Annotated in this window: 15 protein-coding genes; all 15 read left to right on the top strand. The window is 59.8% G+C overall.

The window, feature by feature from the left end:
• Window positions 1-81 precede the first annotated feature (81 nt).
• The 15 genes from EJA71_RS03065 to nuoL all read left to right on the top strand — a co-directional run bounded on the left by EJA71_RS03065 (window position 82) and on the right by nuoL (window position 17,000).
• Window positions 82-1,506: an amino acid permease gene (locus EJA71_RS03065; protein WP_158954177.1), complete on the top strand. Its 1,425-nt coding sequence runs from the start codon at window positions 82-84 to the stop codon at window positions 1,504-1,506.
• Between the two features lie 139 nt (window positions 1,507-1,645).
• The gene (locus EJA71_RS03060) at window positions 1,646-2,182 is read left to right on the top strand and encodes a 2,4'-dihydroxyacetophenone dioxygenase family protein (protein WP_158954175.1); all 537 of its coding nucleotides are present in this window, start codon (window positions 1,646-1,648) and stop codon (window positions 2,180-2,182) included.
• Window positions 2,183-2,224: 42 nt separating this feature from the next.
• Complete coding sequence (locus EJA71_RS03055; protein ID WP_158954173.1) at window positions 2,225-3,136, top strand: LysR family transcriptional regulator; 912 nt, start codon at window positions 2,225-2,227, stop codon at window positions 3,134-3,136.
• Window positions 3,137-3,168: 32 nt separating this feature from the next.
• Complete coding sequence (locus EJA71_RS03050; protein ID WP_158954171.1) at window positions 3,169-4,410, top strand: aminotransferase class III-fold pyridoxal phosphate-dependent enzyme; 1,242 nt, start codon at window positions 3,169-3,171, stop codon at window positions 4,408-4,410.
• Between the two features lie 692 nt (window positions 4,411-5,102).
• Window positions 5,103-5,516, top strand: a complete 414-nt coding sequence (locus tag EJA71_RS03045) for an NADH-quinone oxidoreductase subunit A (protein ID WP_003223812.1) — start codon at window positions 5,103-5,105, stop codon at window positions 5,514-5,516.
• Window positions 5,517-5,526: 10 nt separating this feature from the next.
• On the top strand, window positions 5,527-6,201 hold the full coding sequence (locus EJA71_RS03040; RefSeq protein WP_003223809.1) for an NADH-quinone oxidoreductase subunit B family protein: 675 nt from the start codon (window positions 5,527-5,529) through the stop codon (window positions 6,199-6,201).
• Between the two features lie 75 nt (window positions 6,202-6,276).
• Entirely contained in the window at window positions 6,277-8,061 is a 1,785-nt protein-coding gene (gene nuoC, locus EJA71_RS03035) for an NADH-quinone oxidoreductase subunit C/D (RefSeq protein WP_102899359.1), read from the top strand.
• 2 nt (window positions 8,062-8,063) lie between these two features.
• Window positions 8,064-8,561 carry an NADH-quinone oxidoreductase subunit NuoE gene (gene nuoE, locus EJA71_RS03030; RefSeq protein ID WP_122590307.1) on the top strand — a complete coding sequence of 166 codons (498 nt, stop codon included), beginning with the start codon at window positions 8,064-8,066 and terminating at the stop codon, window positions 8,559-8,561.
• On the top strand, window positions 8,558-9,913 hold the full coding sequence (gene nuoF / locus EJA71_RS03025; RefSeq protein WP_103306794.1) for an NADH-quinone oxidoreductase subunit NuoF: 1,356 nt from the start codon (window positions 8,558-8,560) through the stop codon (window positions 9,911-9,913). Before nuoE ends, nuoF begins: the two co-directional genes overlap by 4 nt.
• Window positions 9,914-10,049: 136 nt before the next feature.
• Window positions 10,050-12,764: an NADH-quinone oxidoreductase subunit NuoG gene (gene nuoG, locus EJA71_RS03020; protein WP_158954169.1), complete on the top strand. Its 2,715-nt coding sequence runs from the start codon at window positions 10,050-10,052 to the stop codon at window positions 12,762-12,764.
• A complete protein-coding gene (nuoH, locus tag EJA71_RS03015; RefSeq protein ID WP_007920179.1) occupies window positions 12,761-13,768 on the top strand; it encodes an NADH-quinone oxidoreductase subunit NuoH in 1,008 nt (335 codons plus the stop codon). Before nuoG ends, nuoH begins: the two co-directional genes overlap by 4 nt.
• Window positions 13,769-13,779: 11 nt before the next feature.
• A complete protein-coding gene (gene nuoI / locus EJA71_RS03010; RefSeq protein WP_016987418.1) occupies window positions 13,780-14,328 on the top strand; it encodes an NADH-quinone oxidoreductase subunit NuoI in 549 nt (182 codons plus the stop codon).
• A 9-nt stretch (window positions 14,329-14,337) separates the two neighbouring features.
• The gene (gene nuoJ, locus EJA71_RS03005; protein WP_007920176.1) at window positions 14,338-14,838 is read left to right on the top strand and encodes an NADH-quinone oxidoreductase subunit J; all 501 of its coding nucleotides are present in this window, start codon (window positions 14,338-14,340) and stop codon (window positions 14,836-14,838) included.
• Between the two features lie 3 nt (window positions 14,839-14,841).
• Window positions 14,842-15,150 carry an NADH-quinone oxidoreductase subunit NuoK gene (nuoK, locus tag EJA71_RS03000; protein WP_003223790.1) on the top strand — a complete coding sequence of 103 codons (309 nt, stop codon included), beginning with the start codon at window positions 14,842-14,844 and terminating at the stop codon, window positions 15,148-15,150.
• Window positions 15,147-17,000: an NADH-quinone oxidoreductase subunit L gene (nuoL, locus tag EJA71_RS02995; protein ID WP_007920175.1), complete on the top strand. Its 1,854-nt coding sequence runs from the start codon at window positions 15,147-15,149 to the stop codon at window positions 16,998-17,000. The genes nuoK and nuoL overlap by 4 nt, the downstream gene beginning before the upstream one ends.
• Window positions 17,001-17,006: the final 6 nt, after the last annotated feature.

Genomic DNA, 17,006 nt, shown 5'->3' with positions numbered 1-17,006 from the left:
TAGCGCTTAGGGTACGGCCCATCGCCGTGTCGTTGCGGCGTTACAGACAATAATAAAGACGTTCATTCGAGGTACGAGCCGATGCGTGATGACAAAGACAAGGCTAACAACGAGCTAGGGAATGGCTTGAAAGGACGGCAGGTCACGATGATTTCGATCGGCGGCGTGATTGGCGCCGGTCTGTTTGTGGGTTCGAGTAATGCCATCGCCACCGCTGGCCCTGCGGTGCTGGTGTCGTATGTCTGCGCCGCGATCATCGTGGTACTGGTCATGCAGATGCTCGGCGAAATGGCCACAGCACGGCCGGACACCGGGTCGTTTTCTTCCTATGCCGATCAGGCGATCGGGCGCTGGGCCGGGTTTTCCATCGGCTGGTTGTACTGGTGGTTCTACGTGTTGGTGATTGCCATCGAAGCGATTGTCGCCGGCAATATCCTCGGTGACTGGCTGGGCATCCCCCATTGGGTGGCGGCGTTCGGCGTGACGTTTGCGCTGATCGTTTGCAACAGCCTCAGCGTCGGTTCTTTCGGTACGCTGGAATATTGGTTGTCGCTGTTCAAAGTCGTTTCGATCGTGGGCTTCATCATTCTCGGTGTGCTGGCGATTTTCGGGATCTTGCCGGGCTCCTCGACCAGCGGGATTTCCAATCTCTACGCCAATGGCGGTTTCGCCCCCAACGGTAATGTGGCGATTGTCGCCGGGCTGCTGACAGCGATGTTCAGTTTCCAGGGCAGCGAAGTGGTGACCATCGCCGCCGCTGAATCCAAGGATCCGAAAGCCAATATCAAGAAGGCCATTCGTGCCGTGGTCTGGCGTCTGGGCTTGTTCTACCTCGGTTCGATGTTTGTGGTGGTGTGCCTGATCCCGTGGAACGCCCCGGATCTGGCGCAAGGTTCCTACCAGGCTGTGCTGAGCGCGATGAACATTCCGTGGGCGCCGCAGATCATGGGCATTGTTGTGTTGGTGGCGGTCACCAGTTGCCTGAACTCGGCGATCTATACCGCATCGCGCATGGCGTACTCGCTGGCCCGTCGCGGTGATGCACCGAACGCGGTGTCGCACACCACCCGTCAAGGCGTGCCGCTGCTGGCCGTCGCACTGACATCGGTCGCCGCGCTGACGGCGCTGACCGCCAACTACCTGCTGCCCAAGCAAGTGTTTCAGTTTTTGTTGGCCACCAGCGGCGCATTGGCCTTGCTGATGTATCTGGTGATCGCCGTCACGCAACTGTGCATGCGCCGCAAACTGGTCGCGCAGGGCAAGAAACTCGAAGTGCGCATGTGGATGTTTCCGTATCTGACGATCCTCACGATCGTGTTCATCCTCGGCGTGTTCGCGATCATGGCGGCCTTTCCCGGCCAGCGTGCGGAATTGCTCTCGACCCTTGGCCTGACTGCGGTGCTGGTGATCATCGGCGCGTATTTGCAGAAATCGCAGCCCGAGCTGTCGGCACGACGCAGCGCCATGGCGCCAGTTGAAAACGCAACCCCGCGAGTATTGGCCTGAAAACCGGCCGGCGCTGTGACTGAGGGTCACAGCGAGTGTGCCGGCAACCTACTTTTTCACGGCTGATCACCACCCTACTCTGTTTGAAACCCCGGCCAACAAACGGCCGGGGGTTATCAAAACTTACAAGGAACGCCTCATGAGTATTGCGCCTAAACCTGACGAACTGGCCATCCCGTATCAACTGCCGCAAGTGCCATACATGGCGCCCGACATGGTGCACCCCGGCGTGCTGGGTCAATGGCTGGAAGACGATCAACTGTGGGTGCCGGTGACAGATTCGGTGTCCTTCAAACCGGTGTTGCTCAGTGTTTCCGGTGGCTACTACATCAACCTGCTGCGCGTGCGCAAAAGCGGCGTGCTCTCGCGCCATCGTCACACCGGCGGCGTGCACGCCATGGTGCTAAAGGGTCGCTGGTACTATCTGGAGCATGACTGGGTCGCCGAGCAAGGTTCGTTTGCCTTCGAGCCACCGGGCGAGACTCACACCCTGTTCGTGCCGGAAGATGTCGAAGAGATGATCACCTGGTTTCACGTGCAGGGTGGCTACACCTACGTTGATCCGCAGGGTATAGCGGTCGGCTACGAGGACGTCTTCACCAAACTGGAAACCGCCCGCGCGCATTACAAAAAGCTCGGGCTGCCAGACGATTACATCGAACAGTTCATTCGCTGATCCACGCCGTGGCAGGCGTCTGATCGACACGGGGGGCAAGCATTGGATAACTACTCGCAGCTGTTGGCGTTTCTTTGGGCCACGGAGCACGGTAACTTTTCAGCGGCCTCTCGCGCCCACGGTCTGACGCCGTCGGCCATCAGCAAGCTGATTTCCCGCCTGGAAGATCGCTTGCAGGTGCGCCTGTTTCAACGCGGGACGCGCAGCTTGTCGTTGACCGAAGAAGGCGCCGCCTATCTGGTCAGCGCCCGCGCAGTGATCAATGCGATGGCCGAAGCAGACTCACTGGCCGAAGCGTTTCCGACGCGGGTCAGTGGCATGCTGCGGATTCACACGATGTCGACGTTTGCCAAACACCAGATCATTCCGTGGCTGCCGGAGTTTCTCGCGGCGTATCCAGGCCTGACGATTGATATCCAGATCGGCGCGCAATTTACCGATCAGTTCGATCAGGGGCTGGATCTGGCGATTCACAGCGGCGTGCTGCCGGACTCCACGCGCATCGCCCGCAAGATTGGTCAGAGCCGCTGGATCATCTGCGCTTCCCCGGACTACCTCGCCCGCCACGGAACGCCCGAGCACCCGCAGCAATTGCTCGATCACACCTGTTTCAGTTTCGGCTTCAACAGCGTGTGGAATGACTGGGACTTCCTCATCGATGGCAATGCGACCAGCATTCCGGTGATTCCCAAAGCGACCTTCGCCCAAGGCGATCTGCTGCGCGATCTCGCGCTCAGCGGCGCAGGCATTGTGCGCTTGGCCGAGTTTCATATCGGTCACGACATCCGCGAGGGCCGCTTGATCCCGCTGCTGCAGAGCTACAGCCCGGAAAGCTTCGAACCGATTTACATGATCTACACCAATCGCAAGCACCTCAGCCCCAGGATCCGCGTGTTCCGTGACTTTCTTGAACAGAAACTCGCGCAGAGTCCGTGGAACACCGAGCGCGGCTGAACGCTCACCTATTAATAAGTACAGAGGCTTCTATGCGTAACCTGATTGGCGATGTCTCCAGCGCCGCACGCATCCTTCCGGAACTCAATGGCGAAACCCTGTTTATTCGCAACGGCAAGGACGCGTACGTGTATGACGACAAAGGTCGTCGCTACATCGACACCGCGCTCGGTTTCGGCGCGGTGTTGTTGGGCCACGCCAATAACTGCGTCAACGAACAGGTCGCGGCAGCCCTGGCCGATTCCGCAGCGCCGTCGTGGGCACATGTCCGCGAACACGCAGCCGCTTCTGCACTGGCGGCGCACACCGGCGCAATGAGCAAAGTGATTTTCACCAACTCCGGCAGCGAAGCCGTGCATCTGGCCTGCCGTGCTGCCCGCGCCTATACCGGACGCGGGCGCATCGCGAAAATGGCCGCGGGTTTCGACGGTTGGTTTGATGACGTCAGCTTCGGCAATGTGTCGTCCAGTGAGGCGAATTTCGCTGAGGGTCAGCGACCTTCTACGCCGCGCACGACGTTGCTGCGCTTCAATGACTTTGACGATGTCGAGCGGTTGTTCGCTGAGGATTCAGACATTGCGGCGGTGATCCTTGAGCCGATGCTCGCCAATGCTGGCTGCATCATGCCGGCGCCGGGCTATCTGCTGCATGTGCAGGACGTCGCGCATCGGCATGGCGCGCTGGTGATTTGTGATGAAGTATTGATGGGTTTTCGCCTGTTCGCCGGGCTCGCGGGTTTGCAGGCGGGGCTGAATCCGGACATCGCCAGTGTTGGCAAGGCGATTGGCAATGGTGTGCCGGTGTCGGCGATTGTTGGCAAGCCGCATATCTTGGCGGGATTTGAGGAAGGTCGCGTATTGCGGGGCGGCACGTTCAGCGGCAACCCGATGGCGTGTGCGGCGGTGATCAGCACCCTGGCGCAACTGGATGATGCGGATTATCAGCGTTTGATTGCGCGGGGTGAGGCGCTGCGTGCTTCCGTGGGGGCCTCGTTCAAGGCGCACGGGATGACAGTGAGCACCAGTGGATACGGCAATGTTTTCGGGATCTGGCCTTCGGCGCAGGCGCCGACCAGCTATGCCGAGGCGCTGGAATGTGGCGATGCGGAGTTTAGTAAAGCGCTGCATCTGGCGTTGCGCGAGGCTGGGGTGTTGGTGATGCCTTCGCCTTATGGACGGGTTTATTTGTCGTTTGCGCATGATGATGGGGTGGTTGAGGAGATGAAAACTGCGTTTTCGGTGGCGGCTTCGAAGCTGGCTGTGCGGTTTGGCTGAGAGGATTGGGGTTCAGGCCTGGCGTGCAAGGCGTCGGGTCTGGTGGTGATTGATCTGGCGCTTTCGCGAGCAAGCTCGCTCCCACAGGGTTCTTGGTGCTCACACAATTCAGGACACACCACAAAACACTGTGGGAGCTGGCTTGCCAGCGATAGCGGTGGTTCAGACAAATCCATAGTGGCTGACTGGCCGCCATCGCTGGCAAGCCAGCTCCCACAGGGTTCTCGGTTGGACACAAGACTTCCGGCCCACCACAGCTCGCTGCCACAGGGATCCGCGGCGCTCGGTCAAAAACATTGATCCAGAGCGGTATCGGTGCAGGAAAAATCGGGTAAAACGGGCACCTTCGCAACTTGCAGTAATGTGCAAGTAAGACAACTTCCCAATACCTCACCCGTTAAACAGTTACAAAAGCACTCCAAACGATATTAATTATCATTTAGCGGCAACTATGTTCGTTACATTTCCAACAAAACATAATTCGTTGAATTCCGGCTAATGCCCGCAACGCATGGGCCGCCGGGGGTTAGAGGGGCGCTATGTCCTTATTCCAATAAATAATTTCGCTATAGGAATTTTACTTGCCGGGTGTTTAGCCATAAAATCAGCGCGATTGATTGCTGCGACATATCGTCACTGCCTATTTCTTTATCAAGCTCAGAGACCTTTGCTCTCTGTTAAGGATTACCAGCATGCCCGAAGCGACAGGACTCATGGCCCACAACTGGGGCTTTGCCATTTTCCTTCTGGGTGTCGTCGGCCTCTGCGCCTTCATGCTTGGCGTTTCCAGCCTCCTCGGGTCAAAAGCCTGGGGCCGCAGCAAAAACGAACCGTTCGAGTCGGGCATGCTACCTACCGGTGGCGCCCGCTTGCGGCTCTCAGCCAAATTCTATCTGGTCGCGATGCTGTTCGTGATCTTCGATATCGAAGCCCTCTTTCTCTTTGCATGGTCTGTGTCCGTCCGCGAAAGCGGCTGGACCGGATTCGTCGAAGCTCTCGTTTTCATAGCAATTCTGTTGGCAGGTCTTGTCTACCTGTTCCGAGTGGGCGCCCTTGACTGGGCTCCGGAAGCTCGTCGCAAGCGGCAGGCGAAGCTGAAACAATGAGGCTTTGGCAATGCAATACAATCTCACCAGGATCGACCCCGATGCTCCTAACGAGCAGTATCCGATTGGCGAACGGGAAACCGTTTCCGATCCGTTAGAAGATCAAGTCCACAAAAACATTTTCATGGGCAAGCTGGAAGACGTGCTGAGTGGCGCGGTCAACTGGGGACGTAAGAACTCCCTGTGGCCGTACAACTTCGGCTTGTCGTGCTGCTACGTGGAAATGACCACCGCCTTCACGGCGCCCCACGACATCGCGCGCTTTGGCGCCGAAGTGATCCGGGCATCGCCGCGTCAGGCCGACTTCATGGTTATCGCCGGCACCTGCTTCATCAAGATGGCGCCGATCATTCAGCGTCTCTACGAGCAGATGCTCGAGCCGAAGTGGGTTATCTCCATGGGTTCGTGCGCCAACTCCGGTGGCATGTACGACATCTACTCTGTGGTTCAAGGGGTGGACAAGTTCCTGCCCGTGGACGTCTACGTACCTGGCTGCCCGCCCCGTCCGGAAGCATTTCTGCAAGGCTTGATGCTGTTGCAGGAATCGATTGGACAGGAGCGTCGTCCGCTTTCCTGGGTCGTTGGTGATCAAGGCGTTTATCGCGCCGACATGCCTTCGCAGAAGGAACAGCGCCGCGAACAGCGAATCGCAGTCACCAACCTGCGCAGCCCTGACGAAGTCTGATCCAGATCTGTTCTTACAAAAAGAAACGAGAAGCTGGCTTCATTCTTTACGTTGACCGAAAGCGAAAAAATAACCATGACTACAGGCAGTGCTCTGTACATCCCGCCTTATAAGGCAGACGACCAGGATGTGGTCGTTGAATTGAACAACCGTTTTGGCGCTGAAGCGTTCACCGCTCAGTCGACCCGCACCGGCATGCCGGTGTTGTGGGTTGCGCGCGCCAAGCTCGTTGAAGTCCTGACTTTCCTGCGCAACCTGCCCAAGCCGTACGTCATGCTTTATGACCTGCACGGCGTGGACGAGCGTCTGCGCACCAAGCGTCAGGGCCTGCCGAGCGACGCCGAGTTCACCGTGTTCTATCACCTCATGTCGCTGGAGCGTAATAGTGACGTGATGATCAAGGTCGCCTTGTCCGAGAGCGACCTCAGCTTGCCGACCGTTACCGGCATCTGGCCGAACGCCAACTGGTACGAGCGTGAAGTCTGGGACATGTTCGGCATCGATTTCAAAGGTCACCCGCACCTGTCGCGCATCATGATGCCGCCGACCTGGGAAGGTCACCCGCTGCGCAAGGACTTCCCGGCGCGCGCCACCGAATTCGATCCGTACAGCCTCAACCTCGCCAAGCAACAGCTTGAGGAAGAAGCCGCGCGTTTCCGTCCTGAAGACTGGGGCATGAAGCGTTCCGGCCCGAACGAGGACTACATGTTCCTCAACCTCGGCCCGAACCACCCTTCGGCGCACGGTGCGTTCCGCATCATTCTGCAACTGGACGGCGAAGAGATCGTCGACTGCGTGCCGGACATCGGTTACCACCACCGTGGTGCCGAGAAGATGGCCGAGCGTCAGTCCTGGCACAGCTTCATCCCGTACACCGACCGTATCGACTACCTCGGCGGCGTGATGAACAACCTGCCGTACGTGCTCTCGGTCGAGAAGCTGGCCGGCATCAAAGTGCCTGAGAAGGTCGACGTCATCCGCATCATGATGGCCGAGTTCTTCCGGATCACCAGCCACCTGCTGTTCCTGGGTACTTACATCCAGGACGTCGGCGCCATGACCCCGGTGTTCTTCACCTTCACCGACCGCCAGAAGGCGTACACGGTGATTGAAGCCATTACCGGTTTCCGTCTGCACCCGGCCTGGTACCGCATCGGTGGCGTTGCCCACGACCTGCCGCGCGGCTGGGAAAAACTGGTGAAAGACTTCGTTGAATGGCTGCCAAAACGCCTCGACGAGTACACCAAGGCTGCCCTGCAGAACAGCATCCTCAAGGGCCGTACCATCGGCGTCGCCCAGTACAACACCAAAGAAGCCCTGGAGTGGGGCGTCACCGGTGCCGGCCTGCGTTCGACCGGTTGCGATTTCGACCTGCGTAAAGCGCGTCCGTACTCCGGCTACGAGAACTTCGAGTTCGAAGTACCGCTGGCCGCCAATGGCGATGCCTACGACCGCTGCATGGTTCGCGTCGAAGAGATGCGCCAGAGCATCAAGATCATCGACCAGTGCATGCGCAACATGCCGGAAGGCCCGTACAAGGCGGATCACCCGCTGACCACGCCGCCGCCGAAAGAGCGCACGCTGCAGCACATCGAAACCTTGATCACGCACTTCCTGCAAGTTTCGTGGGGCCCGGTCATGCCGGCCAACGAATCCTTCCAGATGATCGAAGCGACCAAGGGCATCAACAGTTATTACCTGACGAGCGACGGCGGCACCATGAGCTACCGTACCCGGATCCGCACTCCAAGCTTCCCGCATCTGCAACAGATCCCTTCGGTGATCAAAGGCAGCATGGTCGCGGACATGATTGCGTACCTGGGTAGTATCGATTTCGTTATGGCCGACGTGGACCGCTAAGCATGAACAGCACGCTTATCCAGACAGACCGTTTCACCCTCAGTGAAACCGAGCGCTCGGCCATCGAGCACGAGCTGCATCACTACGAAGACCCGCGCGCGGCGTCGATCGAAGCCCTGAAGATCGTTCAGAAAGAACGCGGTTGGGTGCCGGATGGCGCCTTGTACGCGATCGGCGAAATGCTCGGCATTCCGGCCAGCGACGTTGAAGGTGTGGCGACGTTCTATAGCCAGATTTTCCGTCAGCCGGTTGGCCGTCACATCATTCGCGTCTGCGACAGCATGGTCTGCTACATCGGTGGCCACGAGTCGGTGGTCAGCGAAATCCAGAACAATCTGGGCATCGGCCTGGGTCAGACCACCGCCGACGGTCGTTTCACCCTGCTGCCGGTCTGCTGCCTCGGCAACTGCGACAAGGCGCCGGCGCTGATGATCGACGACGACACCTTTGGTGATGTGCAGCCTGCTGGCGTCGCCAAACTGCTCGAGGGCTACGTATGACCCTGACATCTTTCGGTCCTGCCAACCGCATTCAGCGTTCGGCCGAGACTCACCCGCTGACCTGGCGTCTGCGCGATGACGGCGAAGCCGTGTGGCTCGACGAGTACCAGGCCAAGAACGGTTACGCCGCGGCGCGCAAAGCCTTCGCCGACATGGATCAGGACGCCATCGTCCAGACCGTGAAAGACGCAGGCTTGAAAGGGCGCGGCGGTGCAGGCTTCCCCACGGGCGTGAAGTGGGGCCTGATGCCCAAAGACGAATCCATCAACATCCGCTACCTGCTGTGCAACGCGGATGAAATGGAGCCGAACACCTGGAAAGACCGCATGCTGATGGAGCAACTGCCCCATCTGCTGATCGAAGGCATGCTGATCAGCGCGCGCGCGCTGAAAACCTACCGTGGCTATATCTTCCTGCGTGGCGAATACACCACCGCCGCCAAGCACCTCAACCGTGCCGTGGAAGAAGCCAAGGCTGCGGGCCTGCTGGGCAAGAACATTCTGGGCAGCGGTTTTGATTTCGAGCTGTTCGTCCACACCGGCGCCGGGCGTTATATCTGCGGTGAAGAAACCGCACTGATCAACTCCCTCGAAGGCCGCCGTGCCAACCCGCGCTCCAAGCCGCCCTTCCCTGCCGCCGTTGGCGTGTGGGGCAAACCGACTTGCGTGAACAACGTCGAAACCCTGTGCAACGTGCCGGCGATCATTGCCGACGGCGTTGACTGGTACAAATCGTTGGCCCGCGAAGGCAGCGAAGACATGGGCACCAAGCTCATGGGCTTCTCCGGCAAAGTCAAAAACCCGGGCCTGTGGGAACTGCCATTCGGCGTCACCGGTCGCGAGCTGTTCGAAGACTACGCTGGCGGCATGCGCGACGGCTTCAAGCTCAAGGCCTGGCAGCCAGGTGGCGCCGGTACCGGTTTCCTCCTGCCAGAACACCTCGACGCGCAAATGTACGCCGGCGGCATCGCCAAAGTGGGCACCCGTATGGGTACCGGCCTGGCCATGGCGGTGGACGACAGCGTCAACATGGTGTCGCTGTTGCGCAACATGGAGCAGTTCTTCGCTCGCGAGTCCTGCGGCTTCTGCACCCCGTGCCGTGATGGTTTGCCATGGAGCGTCAAGCTGCTGATGGCCATCGAAGAAGGCCGCGGTCAGCCAGGCGACATCGAGACGCTGCTGGGTCTGGTCGGCTTCCTCGGCCCAGGCAAGACCTTCTGTGCTCACGCACCGGGTGCCGTGGAGCCGTTGGGCAGTGCCATCAAATACTTCCGTCCAGAGTTCGAAGCCGGTATCGCGCCTGTTAGCGCCGCCGTCCCGCCTCTGGCAAGGCCGATCGTAATCGGCGCGTAAACGCTTAAAAAGGCGAAGGGTCCGTGCCCTTCGCCTTTCGTCCGATGACGCCTTTCGGGGCTGACTGGATTCGGACGGATAACAAGATTCCATTAGCCACGCCCGCTGACACCGGGCCAACGAAGACCTTTGAACCATGGCCACTATCCACGTAGACGGCAAAGCGCTCGAAGTCGACGGGGCAGACAACCTGTTACAGGCATGTCTGTCGCTGGGCCTCGACATTCCATATTTCTGCTGGCACCCCGCGCTCGGTAGCGTCGGGGCTTGCCGCCAGTGCGCGGTCAAGCAGTACACCGACGAGAACGACACCCGTGGTCGCATCGTCATGTCCTGCATGACCCCGGCCACCGACAACACCTGGATCTCCATCGACGATGATGAATCCAAGGCGTTCCGCGCCAGTGTTGTTGAATGGCTGATGACCAACCACCCGCACGACTGCCCTGTGTGCGAAGAAGGCGGTCATTGCCACCTGCAAGACATGACAGTGATGACCGGCCACAACGAGCGCCGTTATCGCTTCACCAAACGCACCCACCAGAACCAGCAATTGGGCCCGTTCATTTCCCACGAAATGAACCGCTGCATCGCTTGCTACCGCTGCGTGCGTTTCTATAAGGATTACGCTGGCGGCACCGACCTCGGTGTATTCGGCGCCCACGACAACGTGTACTTCGGTCGCGTTGAAGACGGCACCCTCGAAAGCGAGTTCTCCGGCAACCTCACCGAGGTCTGCCCGACCGGTGTGTTCACCGACAAGACTCACTCCGAGCGCTACAACCGTAAGTGGGACATGCAGTTCTCGCCAAGCATCTGCCATGGCTGCTCGAGCGGTTGCAACATCTCCCCGGGCGAGCGTTACGGCGAACTGCGTCGTATCGAAAACCGTTTCAACGGTTCGGTGAACCAGTACTTCCTGTGCGACCGTGGCCGTTTCGGTTATGGCTACGTCAACCGCACCGACCGTCCACGTCAGCCGCTGCTAGCCGACGGCACCAAGCTCGGTCTCGACGCGGCACTGGATAAAGCCGCTGATCTGCTGCGCGGTCGCAACATCGTCGGTATCGGTTCGCCGCGTGCCAGCCTCGAAAGCAACTACGCGTTGCGTGAACTGGTGGGCGCCGAACACTTCTACTCGGGTATCGAAGCGTCCGAACTGGAGCGCATCCGTCTGGTCCTGCAAGTGCTGAAAGACAGCCCGCTGCCAGTGCCGAACATGCGCGACATCGAAGATCACGATGCGATTTTCGTCCTAGGTGAAGACCTGACCCAGACCGCCGCCCGTGTGGCGCTGTCGCTGCGTCAGTCGGTCAAAGGCAAAGCTGAGGACATGGCCGAAGCCATGCGCGTTCAGCCTTGGCTCGACGCCGCCGTGAAGAACATCGGTCAGCACGCGCTGAACCCGCTGTTCATCGCCAGCCTCGCGGAAACCAAGCTCGACGACATCGCTGAAGAATGCGTACACGCCGCTCCGGACGATCTGGCGCGCATCGGTTTCGCCGTTGCCCACGCACTGGATGCCAGCGCTCCGGCCGTTGAAGGTCTGGACGCTGAAGCCCTGGAACTGGCCCAGCGCATTGCTGATGCCCTGCTCGCGGCCAAACGTCCGCTGATCATCGCCGGTACTTCGCTGGGTTCCAAAGCCTTGATCGAAGCCGCCGCGAACATCGCCAAGGCGCTGAAGCTGCGCGAGAAGAACGGTTCGATCAGCCTGATCGTGCCGGAAGCCAACAGCCTCGGCCTGGCCATGCTCGGTGGCGAATCGGTCGACGCCGCGCTGCAAGCCGTCATCGACGGTAAGGCTGACGCGATTGTTGTGCTGGAAAACGATCTGTACACCCGCACCGCGAAAGAGAAAGTCGATGCGGCACTGAACGCGGCGCAAGTGGTGATCGTTGCCGACCATCAGAAAACCGCTACCAGCGACCGCGCGCACCTGGTGCTGCCAGCCGCAAGCTTTGCTGAAGGCGACGGTACGCTGGTCAGCCAGGAAGGTCGCGCCCAGCGCTTCTTCCAGGTTTTCGATCCGCAATACCTGGACGCAAGCATTCTGGTACACGAAGGCTGGCGCTGGCTGCACGCCCTGCGCGCCACCCTGCTGAACCAGCCAATCGACTGGACGCAACTCGACCACGTCACCGCTGCCGTTGCTTCGAGCACCGAGCAACTGGCGCGTATCGTCGACGCTGCACCGTCCGCGGCGTTCCGCATCAAGGGTCTGAAACTGGCGCGTGAGCCGCTGCGTTACTCCGGTCGCACCGCGATGCGCGCCGACATCAGCGTTCACGAACCGCGCACCCCGCAAGACAAAGACACCGCGTTCGCCTTCTCCATGGAAGGTTACTCGGGCTCTGCCGAACCGCGTCAGCAAGTACCGTTTGCATGGTCGCCGGGCTGGAACTCGCCACAAGCGTGGAACAAGTTCCAGGACGAAGTCGGTGGTCACCTGCGCGCTGGCGATCCGGGCACCCGCCTGATCGAAAGCACTGGCGATTCGCTGAACTGGTTCGCCGCTGCGCCACGTGCGTTCAACCCGGCGCCGGGCACCTGGCAAGCCGTGCCGTTCTTCCACCTGTTCGGCAGCGAAGAAAACTCTTCGAAAGCCGCGCCGGTTCAAGAGCGCATTCCGGCTGCTTACGTGGCACTGGCCAAGTCGGAAGCGGATCGTCTGGGCGTCAACGACGGTGCCTTGCTGAACCTGAACGTGGCCGGTCAGACCCTGCGTCTGCCGCTGCGCATCAATGAAGAACTGGGCGCAGGTCTGGTGGCATTGCCTGCGGGCATCGCCGGCATTCCACCGGCATTCGCCGGCGTATCCGTCGACGGTCTGCAGGAGGCAGCGCAATGACCTGGTTCACCCCTGAAGTGATCGATGTGATCCTCTCGGTCGTCAAAGCCATCGTGATTCTGCTGGCCGTGGTGGTTGCAGGCGCGCTGCTCAGCTTTGTCGAACGTCGCCTGCTGGGCTGGTGGCAGGACCGTTACGGTCCGAACCGCGTTGGTCCGTTTGGTATGTTCCAGATCGCCGCCGACATGCTGAAGATGTTCTTCAAGGAAGACTGGACCCCGCCGTTTGCCGATAAAGTGATTTTCACTTTGGCACCGGTGGTGGCCATGTCGGCCTTGCTGATCGCGTTTGCGATTATCCCGATCACCCCGACCTGGGGCGTGGCGGATCTGAACATCGGCCTGCTGTTCTTCTTCGCCATGGCCGGTCTGTCGGTCTACGCGGTGTTGTTCGCCGGCTGGTCGAGTAACAACAAGTTCGCCCTGCTCGGCAGCTTGCGTGCGTCGGCGCAGACCGTGTCCTACGAAGTGTTCATGGGCCTGGCCCTGATGGGCATCGTGGTGCAGGTCGGCTCGTTCAACATGCGCGACATCGTCGAGTACCAGGCGCAGAACCTGTGGTTCATCATTCCGCAGTTCTTCGGCTTCTGTACCTTCTTCATCGCTGGCGTCGCCGTGACTCACCGTCACCCGTTCGACCAGCCGGAAGCGGAACAGGAACTGGCCGACGGTTACCACATTGAATACGCCGGTATGAAATGGGGCATGTTCTTCGTCGGTGAATACATCGGCATCATCCTGATCTCGGCGCTGTTGGTCACCCTGTTCTTCGGTGGCTGGCACGGTCCGTTCGGCATCTTGCCGCAACTGGCGTTCGTCTGGTTCGCACTGAAGACCGCGTTCTTCATCATGCTGTTCATCCTGCTGCGCGCCTCTATCCCGCGTCCGCGTTATGACCAGGTGATGGATTTCAGCTGGAAATTCTGCCTGCCACTGACCCTGATCAATTTGCTGGTGACCGCTGCAGTCGTGTTGTGGAACACGCCAGCAGTCGCGGTTCAGTGAGGATTTGACCCATGTTCAAATATATTGGCGACATCGTTAAGGGTACTGGTACCCAGTTGCGCAGCCTGGTCATGGTCTTCGGCCATGGCTTCCGCAAGCGCGACACCCTGCAATACCCGGAAGAAGCGGTCTACCTGCCACCACGCTACCGTGGTCGCATCGTCCTGACCCGCGACCCCGATGGCGAAGAGCGTTGCGTAGCCTGCAACCTGTGCGCCGTGGCTTGCCCGGTGGGTTGCATCTCGCTGCAGAAAGCTGAAACCGAAGACGGTCGCTGGTACCCGGACTTCTTCCGTATCAACTTCTCGCGCTGCATTTTCTGCGGTCTCTGCGAGGAAGCCTGTCCGACCACCGCGATCCAGCTGACACCGGATTTCGAGATGGCCGAGTTCAAACGTCAGGACCTGGTGTACGAGAAAGAAGATCTGCTGATCTCCGGCCCCGGCAAAAACCCTGATTACAACTTCTATCGTGTTGCAGGTATGGCAATCGCTGGCAAGCCGAAAGGCGCCGCACAGAACGAAGCCGAACCGATCAACGTGAAGAGCTTGCTGCCTTAAGGAAGAACGATGGAATTCGCTTTCTATTTCGCATCGGGTATTGCGGTGGTGTCCACGCTTCGTGTGGTCACCAACACCAACCCTGTGCACGCCCTGCTCTACCTGATCATCTCGTTGATTGCTGTGGCCATGACCTTCTTCGCACTCGGCGCACCGTTCGCCGGCGTGCTGGAAGTGATCGCCTACGCCGGCGCCATCATGGTGCTGTTCGTGTTCGTGGTGATGATGCTCAACCTCGGCCCGGCCTCGGTTCAGCAAGAACGCGTCTGGCTCAAGCCCGGCATCTGGGCAGGGCCGGTGATTCTCGCCGCGCTGCTGCTGGCCGAACTGCTGTATGTGCTGTTCGCTCACCAGAGCGGTCAGGCCATCGGCCACACCACCGTAGACGCGAAAGCCGTGGGCATCAGCCTGTTCGGCCCGTACCTGCTGGTGGTCGAACTCGCCTCGATGCTGCTGCTCGCCGCAGCCGTCACGGCGTTCCATTTGGGCCGTAACGAGGCGAAGGAGTAAGACATGCCTGCTATCCCTCTCGAGCATGGATTGGCCGTTGCCGGCATCCTGTTCTGCCTTGGTCTGGTCGGCCTGATGGTCCGCCGCAACATTTTGTTCGTGTTGATGAGTCTGGAAGTAATGATGAACGCCTCTGCACTGGCGTTCATCGTTGCAGGCGCCCGTTGGGGCCAGCCGGATGGACAGATCATGTTCATCCTGGTGATCAGCTTGGCAGCTGCCGAGGCCAGTATTGGTCTGGCGATCCTGCTGCAACTGTATCGCCGCTTCCACACGCTCGATATTGACGCTGCCAGTGAGATGCGCGGATGAACCTGATCTTTCTGACTTTCGTATTCCCTCTGATCGGTTTCCTGCTGCTGTCCTTCTCCCGTGGACGCTGGTCGGAAAACCTCTCGGCGCTGATCGGCGTGGGTTCCATTGGCTTGTCGGCGATCGTCGCCGCCTACGTCATCTGGCAATTCAACGTCGCGCCACCCGAAGGCGGTCACTACACCCTGGTGCTGTGGAAGTGGATGGCGGTCGAAGGCTTCAAGCCTGACTTCGCTCTCTACGTCGACGGCCTGTCGATCACCATGCTTGGCGTTGTGGTCGGTGTAGGTTTCCTGATCCACCTGTTCGCGTCCTGGTACATGCGTGGCGAAGCGGGTTACTCGCGCTTCTTCTCGTACACCAACCTGTTTATCGCCAGCATGCTGTTCCTGGTGCTCGGCGATAACCTGTTGTTCCTGTACTTCGGCTGGGAAGGCGTGGGCCTGTGCTCGTACCTGTTGATCGGTTTCTACTACAGCAACCGCAACAACGGTAACGCCGCACTCAAGGCGTTCATCGTGACCCGCATCGGCGACGTGTTCATGGCCATCGGCCTGTTCATCCTGTTCCAGCAAGTGGGCACGCTGAACATCCAGGAACTGCTGGTGCTGGCACCGCAGAAATTCCAGGTCGGCGACTTCTGGATCACCCTCGCAACCCTGATGCTGCTGGGTGGCGCGGTCGGTAAATCGGCGCAACTGCCATTGCAAACCTGGCTCGCGGATGCGATGGCCGGCCCTACCCCGGTGTCGGCACTGATCCACGCCGCGACCATGGTGACTGCCGGTGTCTACCTGATCGCCCGTACCCACGGTCTGTTCACCCTGGCGCCGGAAATCCTCCACCTGGTCGGCATCGTTGGTGGTGTGACGCTGGTTCTGGCTGGTTTCGCCGCGCTGGTACAAACCGACATCAAACGTATCCTCGCCTACTCGACCATGAGCCAGATCGGCTACATGTTCCTGGCGCTGGGCGTGGGTGCATGGGATGGCGCGATTTTCCACCTGATGACCCACGCCTTCTTCAAGGCCCTGCTGTTCCTTGCTTCCGGTGCGGTGATCGTTGCCTGCCACCACGAGCAGAACATCTTCAAGATGGGCGGTCTGTGGAAAAAACTGCCACTGGCCTACGCCAGCTTCATCGTTGGTGGTGCTGCGCTGGCCGCTCTGCCACTGGTCACCGCAGGCTTCTACTCCAAGGACGAAATCCTTTGGGAAGCGTTCGCCAGCGGCAACCACGGTCTGCTTTACGCAGGTCTGGTCGGCGCGTTCATGACGTCGCTGTACACCTTCCGCCTGATCTTCATCACGTTCCACGGTGAAGCCAAGACCGAAGCTCACGCCGGTCACGGCATCTCGCACTGGCTGCCACTGTCGGTGCTGATCGTGCTGTCGACGTTCGTCGGCGCCATGATCGTGCCACCGCTGCACGGCGTGCTGCCAGAAAGCGTTGGTCATGCCGGTGGCGAAGCCAAGCACAGTCTGGAAATCGCCTCGGGCGCCATCGCCCTGGCCGGTATCCTGCTGGCAGCGCTGCTGTTCCTCGGCAAGCGTCGCTTCGTCACGGCGATCGCCAACAGCGGCATCGGCCGTTTCCTTTCGGCCTGGTGGTTCGCTGCCTGGGGCTTCGACTGGATCTACGACAAACTGTTCGTCAAGCCTTACCTTGCGATCAGCCACGTACTGCGCAAAGACCCGCTCGACCAGACCATCGGTCTGATTCCGCGTATGGCCAAGGGTGGTCACACCGCCCTGAGCCGCACCGAGACCGGTCAACTGCGTTGGTATGCGGCTTCCATGGCTGCTGGTGCCGTGCTGGTCATTGGCGCCATCGTGCTGGTAGCGGTCTGATATGAA

The sequence above is a fragment of the Pseudomonas sp. PB106 genome, assembly GCF_009764645.1.
In the GTDB taxonomy this organism is placed as follows: domain Bacteria; phylum Pseudomonadota; class Gammaproteobacteria; order Pseudomonadales; family Pseudomonadaceae; genus Aquipseudomonas.
Note: the sequence above shows the minus strand (reverse complement) of the source record. Positions and strands in the feature narration are given on the sequence as shown.